The organism is Marinomonas sp. 63XJN7_9_ISO-PGPR-S23-217 (genome assembly GCF_056173515.1).
In genome coordinates this window covers 3740968-3753399 of record NZ_CM149678.1, presented here as the reverse complement: position 1 = coordinate 3753399, position 12432 = coordinate 3740968, and the positions used below count along the sequence as shown (strand labels likewise).

Sequence of the window (12432 nt, the reverse complement as noted above, 5' to 3'; positions counted from 1 at the left end):
ACTTTAATTGTTATTGTTTAGAGAGAGGTTATTTTTTAGAGAAAAGCTCGTCTAATTTGTCTTCGTATTCATGATAGTTGAGAAAGTCGTAAAGCTCGTTACGTGTTTGCATACTGTCGACCACGTTACGTTGGTGGCCATCGTTCAGTAGGTGTTGATAAACGTTAAGGGCAGCCTTATTCATGGCGCGAAATGCGCTCAAGGGGTAGAGCACCAAACCTACCCCAACACTGGCTAATTCTTCTTTACTGAACAGCGGAGTGGCGCCAAATTCGGTGATATTGGCCAAGACAGGCACTTTGACGGCCTCGACAAATTCTTTGTATTGCTCCAAGGTAATCATGGCTTCTGGGAAAATCATGTCGGCACCCGCTTCCACACAGGCAATAGCCCGTTCGATGGCCGATTCCATACCTTCTACGGCGAGGGCATCCGTGCGGGCCATAATGACAAAACTTTCATCATGACGAGCATCGACACAAGCTTTAATGCGATCGACCATTTCGTCTTGGCTGACGATGGCTTTATTAGGGCGATGACCACAGCGTTTTTGCTGGACTTGGTCTTCAATGTGTACCGCTGCAACACCGGCTCTTTCCATTTGTTGTATGGTTCTGGTTATATTAAAAGCCCCACCAAAGCCCGTATCGATATCCACTAATAAGGGCAAGTCGGAAGCGGAAGTAATGCGCCGTACATCCTCTAGAACATCGTGTAAATCTGTCATGCCCAGGTCTGGTAAACCGTAGGAGGCATTGGAGACACCGCCGCCGGACAAGTAAATGGCATGGTGCCCTGTTTGCTCTGCCATCATGGCACAATAGGCGTTCACCGCGCCCACCACTTGCAAAGGGGCGTGCTCCTGTACTGCTTGTCTAAAACGTAATCCTGCTGAGTGTTTTGTCATTATTTTTCTCCCTTTCTCATTTATCTTTTGGGTTAAGGCTTAACGAGGCATTGCTCCATGGCTTGTTTCAGCAATTGACTGGCACGGCTGATATGCCGACGCATCAGTAATTCAGCAAGGTCGCCTTCGTGATTGGCTATGGCGTCTAAAATGGCCCTGTGCTCACGCAACGCTTGGCGCGGGTCGCGTCTTTGATCTGCCGTGTGATGTCGATACATGCGGATAACGGCATACAGCTCTTCTGTTAACAATCGAATAAGCTTGGTGTTGCCGCTAGCGTGAATGATGCGTAGATGAAAATCGTCGTTACCTCCTTGTTGCACATAATGCTCATCGTGGTTCGCATCCAGATAGGCTTGGTGCTCGTCTAGCAGATGATATAACCGAGTGACTTCCTCTTCGGGCATTTTTTCCGACGCCAGCCTAGCGGCCATGCCTTCTAATGCTTCTCGCATAGCAAAGGTTTCTAACATGTCATCAATATTGAGCTCTATTACCCGTGCCCCCACGTTTGCCGTGCGAGTGACCAAGCCAAGACCTTCTAATTTAACAATGGCCTCCCTAAGCGGCCCTCTTGATACACCGTATTGTTTGGCTAATTCCGCTTCAGAAATTTTGCTGCCTTGAGGAATATGACCTTGAACGATGGCACGACTTAGCTGCTGGGCGATGTCTTCCGATAAGGTGGCAAATTTGACAGAAACAAGGTTACTCATAATGGCTACGTGTTCTATTTATTGTTGACAATATATGCAGTTTTAATCTTATTTTTGGTGTTTATCAAGTTATATTGTCGACAATTTTTATTTTTTAAACAAATTTTGAACATTTTTTAGTCGAGTAGAGAGTGCTGAATGGGCATTGTCGTGTGCGGCGTGACTAATCATCAAGTGCCTTCCCCTTTTTTAAGGGGAAGGCTAGGATGGGGTTGTTCTGTTTGTTGTCTCTCAATTGCTTTGTATTTATGAGCTTTATTCCGCTCTGCTGAGCGGGTAACTTTTTGCAAGCGCCCAAAAAGTAACCAAAAATTCGCTTTTTTAACGAGAAGCGTGTGATCGACGTTTTATACAACTTACTTTCTCGGTACGCTTTAGGCTGTAAGGCATAGATTGGTTTTGAGGATAGGAGACAAGGTCTTTTTAACTGACTTTGAAACACCATAAAGTCGCGCAACTTCGTTGCGTCGAAGCGGCTTTTTTGGCTTGCTCAAGGTCATCCCCCATCCCCGCGCAGGCGTAAGATCTATGGGTTTTAACTCCGACAGAAGGTGAGGGTAACTAATCACCAAGTCCCTTCCCCTTTTTTAAGGGGAAGGCTAGGATGGGGTTGTTCTGTTTGTTGTCTCTCAATTGCTTTGTATTTATGAGCTTTATTCCGCTCTGCTGAGCGGGTAACTTTTTGCAAGCGCTCAAAAAGTAACCAAAAATTCGCTTTTTAGGGCAGCGCCTCGTTTCCTCATAGAGATATGATGTTGTCAATGCAGAGCCACCTCAAGGCATAGATTGGTTTTGAGGATAGGAGACAAGGTATTTTTAACTGACTTTGAAACCCCATAAAGTCGCGCAACTTCGTTGCGTCGAAGACGATTTGTAGGTTGGACTTCAGTCCAACAATAGTTACCTCATTGGATTAAGGGGTCGAACATCTTTTTGACCTGATCCAATCTAGCTATTCTGATGTGCTTTCACGAAAAGGGCTTTGACCCTGCGCTGAATCAAATATCAACATGTTCTAATTGGCTCTTATTTGAAAATAGATTAGAGTGTAAACATGGCATCTAGGAAGACGAAAGCCACATATTTTTCCCTCCTGATGCACGGTTATTAGACAAAGCAAGCATGCTTATTTCAGCCGAAGCCTGAACGCTTACCATGTTGAATAAATTTATATAAATCATGGTATTAGCTAAATTTATCTAAATGGCTAAGACTAGAATAACACGCACGCCGGTTTATTGGATAAATGCGCATGCGCACTATTAAAATGTTATGTGAATTTATGAAGATTGAGAAAGTAGAACAATTACCAAGTGATATTGAAACTCTGATAACTGAAAGCCAATTGGAAGGTTTTCGCTTTTTAGCACGACTTCAAAATGATTTTGCAAGTGGAGTAAATAAGTTTAATAAGAACGGTGAAACCCTTGTGACTGTTAGGGTCGATGGTAAATTGGTAGCTATCGGTGGTATTAATCGCCAAGATGACTGCGCGCGGTTGCGTCGATTCTATGTAAGTAAGTGCAGTCGTCGTTTGGGTGTTGGACGCGAATTGCTCGAATTTCTTGAGAAACATGCGTCTCAGTATTTCACGAAAGTCACCTTATTTACCGATACTCTACAAGCGAGTAAATTTTACGAAGGCTGTGGTTATTTACCTGTAAATAGGCACCACGTTAGTCATGAGAAAGCATTCACATAACAAAGCGTTTAAGAGCGATTCCGCAACGCGTGCCAGTTTCGCTTCGCTCACAGTATGGCACGCGTCACGTCACGCCTTAACGCGGCGTTAATGCCCCAATCAGGAATTAATATGCTAGAAATATTACCTGCAAAAATCGAAGATTCAGAATTATTACTAACATTTATAAAAGAGTTAGCCGCATTTGAAAATTTTCCGTATGAAATATCAGTTACTAGGGGCTGTTGATCTTTCACATTGGCAGCCAAATGATCGAGCAAGCTAACGCTAACATGCTTTCAAAATGAATTTTCAACTTATCATAACGCGTGGCTATCGCTCTAAAATGTTTGAGCCGAGCAAACGCATTTTCAACTAAATGCCGATATTTGTATAAACACCAATCTATATCGGCGTTTCCTTTTTTCGAATTTTGCTTTCTAGGAATGACTGGAGTCGAGCCGCATTGACGAACTTTCTCGCGAATCGCTTCACTGTCATAACCTTTGTCCGCAATGATGAAATCTCCTTGTGGCAAGACCTCAATAAGGTCATTGGCCACTTTACTATCATGAACTTCTCCGCCTGTGATTATGAACTCTATTGGTAAACCATAACTGTCTACAGCAAGGTGGATTTTGCTTGTATTACCGCCACGACTCAGCCCAATCGCTTGATTTTCCTCAGAGGATGCGCCCGAGCTGTGTTGATGCGCTTTTATATAGCTGCCATCAAGAAACTCCCATTCCGTATCCTTATTGGCCGATAAGGATTTGAATAGCCTGAGTAAAATTCCTTTTCTGGACCACAGTAAAAAACGACGGTAAACCGTATTCCATAAGCCAAAATAGTCTGGTAAATCTCGCCAAGGGCAGCCGACACGCAACCGATAAAGAATGCCTTCCATCGTGTATCGATGCTCTCGCTTGTTATAGACTCTATCTTCAAGCAGAATAGCTTTTAGCTTCGACCACATCTCATCAGTGAGCATTAATCGGGGCATGGTAATCTCGTTGTATTTGTTTTTGGCGAAGTAAATTATACGAGATTACCTTCTTCGCTCACAATTCAGACAAAGATCAACAGCCCCTAAATCGGATATTGAAAATAATTTATTTAAACCTAATCCTGATGCAGAAGCTATCATTTGTTACGTAAATAAAATAGCATGTGGTTTTGCTGTTTTTTATTATACTTTTTCTACTACTACAGGAAGGCGTGGACTGCATCTTGATGACTTATACATTCAACCTGAATTACAAGGTCAAGGTATTTGAAAAGAAGTGCTTAGCTATTTATCAAAGTTAGCAATCAAACAAAACTGTTCACGTTTTGAATGGTGGGCTTTAAAAACTAATGACCCAGCAATACAGTTTTATAAAAAAATTGGTGCGACAAAACTGGATGAAATCTGTATATTTAGAATGGAGGAAGTTGAAATCTCCAGACTTGCGTCAAAAGACATATAACAAATTCATTAAATCGGACATAAAATAGCTAACTTTTTTTCGTACCTCACAAATAATATGGATATTATGACTAAAAAAACCATTATTTTTCTACATGGTGGGCCTGGCTTCGATGATTATCTAGAGCCATATTTTTCGATCTTAAATGACACATTCAATTGTATCTTTTATAGTCAAAAAAAAGGACCTAATATAACTATTGATGAGTTAATAGAAGAAATAGATATTCTAGTGAATAGGTGCGAGCATAAGCCAATAATATTAGGGCACTCATGGGGTGGCGTTCTCGCATTAAAATATATATCTTTATTTAAAAATAAAATTTGTGGATTGATCCTGATGAATACAGGGTTGAATACTGAACAATGGTTAAAATATAGAGAAACGCTTAAATTATTTAATTTAGAAGATGCTGAGCCTGAAGATGTTTTTATGACAGAAAAAGAAAAGTTAGTAAGGTTAACTTTTTTTGAAAATATGTCTAGAACATTATCTGAGGATGCATTTGATTCAATATTCAAAATTTTTTTATCAAACTTTGATCTAATCGATGAGTTATCAGAAATTACTTTTCCTATTTTGAATATTTTTTGAGAAAAGGATTATCGTTTTCCAGTTGAAATTCCAAGATCTTTTAAAAAATTTAATCGATATATAATTGAATTGGAGTTGAAGGGTTCTGGTCATTTCCCTTTTGTCTTAGCAGATAAATTAGATAGAATTTGTTTGGTAATAAATAAAACATTTAACTGAGCAAATACTTTAGGTTTGGTGGTTGGCGTTGTTCACCACTTAACGCGGCGTTGACCACAATACAGAGTTTCAGCTAATAGAAGATCTTTGCTTTAATTATTCCGCAATACTAAGAATATTCTCGGAATCTTGCATAGATTTTGAGGGAATTGAAAGTGAGTTAGGAATTCAGCCATCATTACCACATAATAAACCGATTTCAAATCTCTCTTACCCCAAACCCCCTCTGTTGTTGAATTCTCTGTTGATAAAAGTGTGTTGATGCCACAGATTTAGGGCTTGCAGTTGAAAGCGAAATTATTTCAATAATGAGGCTTATTTAAATTTGTTGGTAGCCTTTTCTAAATCCGTCTTACGAGCATTCTGCAACATGTCAGTGGTTAACAATGAAGAGCCAATTTTAGTGTAACAGAGTGTAATACCTATCTATTTTTTTTCATGTTACCGTTTTCTTAGTCTTTGTTAGGCGATGTTGGCATGGCTGTCGTCGCGCTAAGACTAGAGACGCAACTGTCATCTAGTAGTTGTTTTTTTAAGCAACTCCTTATTTTAATTCAATACAAGGACGGGTATTTATCTATGGTATATGAATTGATCGTTATTGGTGGGGGGCCCATTGGCCTGTCAACTGCATATCATGCAGCCAGACGGGGGATGAAAACGCTTGTGATCGAACAATTTGGCTATTTCAACAACCTTGGAAGTTCAGCCGGGGATTCACGGCAATTTCGGGTGCAATATGCACAGGAATACATGGCCGAACTGGTGATTGCGGCCGAAGAATATTGGGCCGAATTGCAAAATCTGACACGCAACGTGTTGATGACCGATGTGGGAAGTGTATGGTTTGGAGATCCTGCAGCTTCTTCGCAGGAAGGTGGTATTGATGATGCTGAAAAAGTGATGACCAAATTGGGCATTCCTTATAGTGAGCTAGACGCCAAGGAGATTGAACAGCGGTTTAATTTTAAGAATTTGCCCAGTGATTATTCTGGATTTTTTCAGGCCAATGGCGGTGTTATCAATATGAAGGCGACCGAACAGACCCTGTTTGATGCGGCATTGTCGTCTGAGTATGTCGACTTTCTAGAATATCATCAGGTTACAGAAGTCACTAGCTGTGATTATGAGGTGGTAGTCACAGCCAATGATAAGGAATTCAAGGCCAAAAAATTAGCGATCACTACCGGTGCTTATTCCAATGACTTGACCAGCAAGATGGGGTTCGTTGCCCCGATTAATATCTGGCAAATGTCATCGGCCTATTTCAAAAAGAAAGATGCCCACGCCTGGTTCCCGACATGGTTTTCCTTTGCCTCGGCTAAGGACGCCGATGCTTTGGGCAATCCATACGATTTTTACGGTTTTCCTGAAGTTGATTGGTCCTATCCCGGCTATATTCGAGTGGCCCCTGATTTCCCTGATAAAGTCATGGAAACCCCAGCCGAGCGCAGTTTTGTCCCAAGTAATATCAATCTGGGGCTGACATCGGACTGGGTGCGCAACCACATGAAGGGACTTGATCCGGCACCACACTTTACATCGACCTGTATCATTGCGCTGTCAAAGGATGCCGATAAGGAACTGTTGATGGATTATGCACCTGCCAGCTATAAAAACCATAATAATATTGTGGTTTATACGGCGGGCTGGGCGGCAAAATTCATTCCGCTTTTGGGCGATACCATATGCCAGATGCTGGAAAAGCCGATCACCGAAGTGACTTATGGTGATGTGACTTTTGATCTGTCGAATTTCTCCATTGATTGGCAACCGAGCCAGCTTTAATAAGCAATCCCGATTGATTTTCTTACGAGGTTATTATGTCAAAATATGTTATTTTTGGTGCTGGGCCTAGCGGCCTTTATACGGCTTGGCGGCTTTTGACTGGAGGTAAATTGACTGCCGATGACACGGTTCAACTGATTGAATGGGGACATTACAGCTTTACCGCAGGCGATGGCGGCACCCGCAATCCTGCTGGGAGGATTTGCAGCTATCCCTATCAGGGAGATCCGAGCAATTCCTATATTGAAATCGGCGGTATGCGCTATTTGGAATGGGATGGGACCGAAGGTCATCAGCTGGTGACCGAAACCATCAAGCAACTTGATCTTGATGGTCAGGTGGTTAATTTCTTTACTACAGAAAACCCACTTTTTTACCTTCGCGGGCAACATTTTTATCAGGATCAATTGGGAAAAGGGGCTTCTGCGCCTTATAATACGGTACCTTTTGCCCGTAATTTGGCTCCAGATGCGTTATTTTCCTATCTATCATCTGATCTGATTGGCGATCAGGAACTTGATAACCGATCAAAGCAATGCGAATTTTATGCTAATGGTGTTTTGCCTGATAATTTCCGTTCTGATGTCTATAAGCCCGGTGATGTGGTTAGCAATATCGGCTATTGGAATGTTTTTTATGATCAGGAAGGCAATGAAGCCTTTAATTATGCGGCCATGGGCGGCGGTTATGCATCCAATGTGATCAACTGGAATGCAGCTAATGCGGCAATTTATAACGGTGAATTTGCCCCTGGGGGAGCGTTTAAAACCCTGTCTACAGGGTACTCCACTCTGTTTTCCTCCCTATTTTCGGCCTGCGAAAGTGCGTCTAAGACGCAAGGAAGTGCCAAATTCGTTTATACGCCGAAAACGCGCCTGCATTCCATCTGGTATGAGGGGGATAAGCCCCATTACCGGTTGGCGAAAAAGGATGATCCCGATCGTGCCCATGGCGGGGTAGAGTATGCTGATTATGCGTTTTTGGCCATGCCGCCAGAATCCATCGATCTAGTATCGCAAGCAACCCGTTATGGTGACCTTGACGTCCATCAGGATTTTCTAAATGACGATGAGGTGCGCAATTATCTATCATCGGTGATCAAGCAGCCCTCTTACAAGGTGGCTATGTTCTTTGATGAGCCTTGGTGGAAAGATGCCAAATACGCCCCCAGCCTAATATCGTCCAATGGGACGACTGAAAATGTTTTTGGCCCAACCATAACCGACCTTGCGCTGCGTCAGGTATATTATTTTGGCAATAATGCACCTATTAACAAGGAACAGAAAGTTTATGGCATATTGGCATCCTATGACGATATGACCTATTCCACCTTCTGGCGGGAGCTGGAGCTTTCGCCGCAGGAGCGGCGGGAACAATCCATCGAGCAGGATTTGCAACCACTTGAAGGAGCACGTAAGGCTCCAGAGGTTATGGAAAATATGCTGCTGCGTGAATTAGCGTGGCTGCATTACGGCGAACAAGGACCGATGCATGATCTTAAGGATCATTTGCTGGAAACCCGATTTATGGATTGGGGGCTTAACCCATTTGGGGCGGGCTATCACGCGTGGGCGGCCCATTATGATATTGCCGATGTGATGGATAAAATCCGGACCCCTGCGGTGATGGCGGGGGCGAAAAAAGCCAATCTATTTATTGTTGGGTCGGCATATTCCAATGATCAGGCTTGGGTCGAGGGAGCATTTGCCACGGCTGAATCGGTTCTGGTTGATTATCTGGATATGAAAACCATTGCCGCAAGCAACTATAAGCTGATTTGTACTAGTGGCTGTAGGTCAGGGCAGTGTAAGTAGAGGATCCTTAATCTGTGGCCCTGTCATTGTCAGATCTATTGTGATTGGATTAGAGCAGTGATAGGGCTCCATGATAGAGGATGGGCTGTATTCTCAATTTGATTCTAGAGGTCTAACAAGTTGTTGAACTCGGATAAATTACTCTCTGCATTCTTGATTTTCCTGTGAGTAAGGCATCGCAACCCCAAAATTTACTATTGATCTATATTATCAACTGAGTAAAAAATAAAAGGGAGAGAATATATTATGAAAACCACACAGAACGTAAATGTATTTGAGTATGCGGCCTTTAATCGTATTGTTAGGGCTGATTTGCAGGACTACGATCCTAATGCTTTCGTCCCTAGTGTCGATACTAAGGCACTTTTACCCTATAACGGTTATTACGCCTTGGACTGTGCCCCTGGTGCTTTTTTCGCCATTGATGCCAATCTGGTGGTATCCAATGGGGGTAGCGAAGCAAGCTACATGACTACTTTATACGTTTCACTGGATGGAAAAACGTCCCATAGCGTTCCGTTTTCAAGCGGAACTTTTGATGGGAAGACGCTTGTTCAGAACACGAATGAATTGTCTTTGAACTTGAACTTGACCCGTGTAAGTGATTCGAAAATTACCGTCGAACTCAGCGGACGGATAGAGATATTGTCAGCATTGTCAGTAGCGGTCAGAGGATTTACCTACAACAATCCAATCAAGAATAGTTTATATCAGGGAACGTATTATCTGCCCGAAGAAATTATCCTCAGTACTTCGGAGAAGCCGAAGAAGGCAATGATTAAAGTGATGCAAATTGAGGAAAATAATACCCTTTATTATGATTACGGATCTGGCGATCAGAATCTGAAAAAGGTGCAAGATTACATCTATAACATGAACATGTACTACTTTCAGTTCCGAAATGGAACAAAAAGCGTGCACTTGATTATGGGGACTGCCGGTTCAAAGGGATTTGCCTGTAACGACATGACCGTAGATGGAACAACCGTTTCCTCCAGAAGTTTGCAAACAATCATTTTTGATAACAAAGTTAATTACAACATCGTTTCAGATCTTGAGCCCAATCCGAATAGCGAAGCTTTGGATGCTTTCAGTGGTTATTATCCACTGCCCTCTATCCATCCACAAGCTTTCCTTTCCATTTTAGGTCAATACACTGTTTCTTTTGGTGTAGCTGTGTATTCAGCCTCAATCACCTTTTCTTTTGATGGGGTCAACTCCACTTCTTATGAGTTCGTAAAAGAAAATATGTCATTCATTAGCAATGTACTTACGCTGACGGATACAAAGAATAACATCAACATAAGCTTGATCTTCAGTAAAGAATACCATGCCGGGGCCATGATGCTGGCTAAGGTTACCGGGAGTATCAATCAATATGCCAATCTGGAATCTTGGACGCCCTTTAATCCGGTGCCGTTGAATGCATTTGGGGGTGTGCCAATGACTAATACCGACAGCAGTTTAAACATCGTCAGCGACCTATCAGTTACCTATACCACCGGAACAAATACATCGTCCCCTAACGTGGTGAATATGAATTCGTTTATTTATGTCCCATTGATGTATATCTTGGCCAATCCTCGGAAGTGGCCTACTACTGTCTTATCACTGGGAACTTCTAAAAACAATGGTAATGTTTCAATTATAATTGACGTACAAACTGACACCACCGCATTTGTTCAGGCTATCCCCAGCACCTGAGTAAAAAATTTAGGGCCAATGTAGTAAATCAAAGAAGGGGGAAAAGGAACCCTATTAAGATTAAGTTAATCTCGCATAACAAGGCGCTTGTTCGACGCAAACTACGCTGCGCTTCGTTTGCGCCGCACAGCTTCACGTTAGGCAAATATCTACTACATGTAGGCGAAATGTACAAAGGAAGTTGTTTGTGTGGCTCTATTCAGTTCGAGCTACATGGTGGAATTACAGATCCTATTTATTGTCACTGCTCACTATGTCGAAAAGCGAGTGGCAGTGCTTTTGCAACCAATGGTGATGTGAATAAGTCAGATCTTCACCTTAACGACGCAAAAGGCACTCTTATATATTACGAGAGTAGTGAAGGTAAGCGGAAATGCTTTTGTTCAATATGCGGTGAACCAATATATAGTTCAAACTCAGTTAAACCGGACAAGCTCAGAATCCGTTTAGGGATAATCGACAGTGATATAGTTGAACGACCCATCTCGCATAACTTCATCTCATCAAAAGGGAACTGGAAAGAACTAGAAATAAACTTGCCCATGTATGAAGGGCACGGGCCATCGAGAAAATAATTGGAGCAAGAAAATTTGCCTACAAAGCGTTCAAGACGGATTTACAACGCTTGGCAGTTTTGGTTTGAATCAGCTTTAGTGTTTACGGCACAATAGTTTAGGCTAGGCCAAACCGTTGCTTCTGATTTAAGTGCAGAGTCCAGTCCAGCGGACCAACCTGTTCAGCATCAAGAAGCCCCGTTATTTGATGTGGTTGAGCAACTTACAGGCCAAAGTAGGGAGCAAAAAGGCGCCGCTTATTATGCTAATGGGGCACCGACCGACATGAATATTCTTGAGTGTTTTAGTGCAGAAGAGCTGGTGGACGTAATGGCTGCTTTTGCCAGTGGAGAAGGTTCAAATGTACTCACTATTACAGCAGGCGATCCGAATAGCTTAACTCAAGCGATGTCCCAGCCAGAGAAGTACGACCTTCTGCGTAATCGCACTGGTGGATGGACAGAGTTCTTCACTGTTATGCCACCAATCGTGCAAGAGCAGCACCGTCGTCGGCCGCTTTCAGTGGAGCGCAGGAAAGATAATTAACAAAAGTCGTAGATTATCAGCGCAGCACGTTAAAGCCTTGTTGCGTTTCATTATAGAAAAATGATGTTGTCAATGCTGAGCCCCATCAAGGCATAGATTGGTTTTGAGGATAGGAGCCAGGGCATCTAATCACCAAGTTCCTTCCCCTTTTTTAAGGGGAAGGCTAGGATGGGGTTGTTCTGTTTTTTGTCTCTCAATCGCTTTGTATTTATGAGCTTTATTCCGCTCTGCTGAGCGGGTAACTTTTTGCAAGCGCCCAAAAAGTAACCAAAAATTCGCTTTTAAGGGCAGCGCCTCGTTTCCTCATGGAGACATCATGCTGTCAATGCAGAGCCCGATCAAGGCATAGATTGGTTTTGAGGATAGGGGACAGGGGATTTTTAACTGACTTTGAAACACCATAAAGTCGCGCAACTTCGTTGCGTCGAAGACGATTTGTAGGTTGGACTTCAGTCCAACAATAGTTACCTCATTAGATTAAGAGGTCGAACACCTTTTCG

At 42.6% G+C, this 12432-nt stretch carries 10 protein-coding genes; 7 read left to right on the top strand and 3 right to left on the bottom strand.

Features of this window, described 5'->3' with window-relative positions; all coding sequences use genetic code 11:
* Nucleotides 1-28: 28 nt before the first annotated feature.
* Nucleotides 29-907, bottom strand: a complete 879-nt coding sequence (gene prpB / locus AC0VYI_RS17540; protein ID WP_067341295.1) for a methylisocitrate lyase — start codon at nucleotides 905-907, stop codon at nucleotides 29-31.
* A 32-nt stretch (nucleotides 908-939) separates the two neighbouring features.
* Nucleotides 940-1623, bottom strand: a complete 684-nt coding sequence (locus tag AC0VYI_RS17535) for a GntR family transcriptional regulator (RefSeq protein ID WP_067341291.1) — start codon at nucleotides 1621-1623, stop codon at nucleotides 940-942.
* A 1252-nt stretch (nucleotides 1624-2875) separates the two neighbouring features.
* On the opposite strand from AC0VYI_RS17535, the gene AC0VYI_RS17530 reads away from it, so the two are divergent.
* A complete protein-coding gene (locus AC0VYI_RS17530; RefSeq protein ID WP_475444490.1) occupies nucleotides 2876-3325 on the top strand; it encodes a GNAT family N-acetyltransferase in 450 nt (149 codons plus the stop codon).
* A gap of 232 nt (nucleotides 3326-3557) precedes the next feature.
* On the opposite strand, the gene AC0VYI_RS17525 is transcribed toward AC0VYI_RS17530, so the two are convergent.
* Nucleotides 3558-4307 carry an IS5 family transposase gene (locus tag AC0VYI_RS17525; protein ID WP_475443627.1) on the bottom strand — a complete coding sequence of 250 codons (750 nt, stop codon included), beginning with the start codon at nucleotides 4305-4307 and terminating at the stop codon, nucleotides 3558-3560.
* Between the two features lie 532 nt (nucleotides 4308-4839).
* On the opposite strand from AC0VYI_RS17525, the gene AC0VYI_RS17520 reads away from it, so the two are divergent.
* From AC0VYI_RS17520 to AC0VYI_RS17495, 6 genes are all read left to right on the top strand, one after another.
* Nucleotides 4840-5367, top strand: a complete 528-nt coding sequence (locus AC0VYI_RS17520; protein WP_475444488.1) for an alpha/beta fold hydrolase — start codon at nucleotides 4840-4842, stop codon at nucleotides 5365-5367.
* A 636-nt stretch (nucleotides 5368-6003) separates the two neighbouring features.
* Nucleotides 6004-7314 (top strand): FAD-dependent oxidoreductase, encoded by a 1311-nt coding sequence (locus AC0VYI_RS17515; protein ID WP_475444486.1) that lies wholly within the window; start codon nucleotides 6004-6006, stop codon nucleotides 7312-7314.
* Nucleotides 7315-7349: 35 nt separating this feature from the next.
* Entirely contained in the window at nucleotides 7350-9128 is a 1779-nt protein-coding gene (locus AC0VYI_RS17510) for a flavin monoamine oxidase family protein (protein ID WP_475444484.1), read from the top strand.
* A gap of 246 nt (nucleotides 9129-9374) precedes the next feature.
* On the top strand, nucleotides 9375-10832 hold the full coding sequence (locus tag AC0VYI_RS17505) for a hypothetical protein (protein ID WP_475444482.1): 1458 nt from the start codon (nucleotides 9375-9377) through the stop codon (nucleotides 10830-10832).
* Between the two features lie 167 nt (nucleotides 10833-10999).
* Nucleotides 11000-11407 carry a GFA family protein gene (locus AC0VYI_RS17500; RefSeq protein WP_475444480.1) on the top strand — a complete coding sequence of 136 codons (408 nt, stop codon included), beginning with the start codon at nucleotides 11000-11002 and terminating at the stop codon, nucleotides 11405-11407.
* A gap of 189 nt (nucleotides 11408-11596) precedes the next feature.
* Nucleotides 11597-11932, top strand: coding sequence for a hypothetical protein (locus AC0VYI_RS17495; RefSeq protein ID WP_475444478.1), 336 nt, complete (start codon nucleotides 11597-11599; stop codon nucleotides 11930-11932).
* Nucleotides 11933-12432: the final 500 nt, after the last annotated feature.

Excerpts from the sequence above, each read along its gene's own strand:
- prpB (WP_067341295.1), bottom strand. The coding sequence starts at position 907 with ATGACAAAACACTCAGCAGGATTACGTTTTAGACAAGCAGTACAGGAG.
- AC0VYI_RS17535 (WP_067341291.1), bottom strand. The coding sequence starts at position 1,623 with ATGAGTAACCTTGTTTCTGTCAAATTTGCCACCTTATCGGAAGACATC.
- AC0VYI_RS17530 (WP_475444490.1), top strand. The coding sequence starts at position 2,876 with ATGCGCACTATTAAAATGTTATGTGAATTTATGAAGATTGAGAAAGTA.
- AC0VYI_RS17525 (WP_475443627.1), bottom strand. The coding sequence starts at position 4,307 with ATGCCCCGATTAATGCTCACTGATGAGATGTGGTCGAAGCTAAAAGCT.
- AC0VYI_RS17520 (WP_475444488.1), top strand. The coding sequence starts at position 4,840 with ATGACTAAAAAAACCATTATTTTTCTACATGGTGGGCCTGGCTTCGAT.
- AC0VYI_RS17515 (WP_475444486.1), top strand. The coding sequence starts at position 6,004 with ATGGCTGTCGTCGCGCTAAGACTAGAGACGCAACTGTCATCTAGTAGT.
- AC0VYI_RS17510 (WP_475444484.1), top strand. The coding sequence starts at position 7,350 with ATGTCAAAATATGTTATTTTTGGTGCTGGGCCTAGCGGCCTTTATACG.
- AC0VYI_RS17505 (WP_475444482.1), top strand. The coding sequence starts at position 9,375 with ATGAAAACCACACAGAACGTAAATGTATTTGAGTATGCGGCCTTTAAT.
- AC0VYI_RS17500 (WP_475444480.1), top strand. The coding sequence starts at position 11,000 with ATGTACAAAGGAAGTTGTTTGTGTGGCTCTATTCAGTTCGAGCTACAT.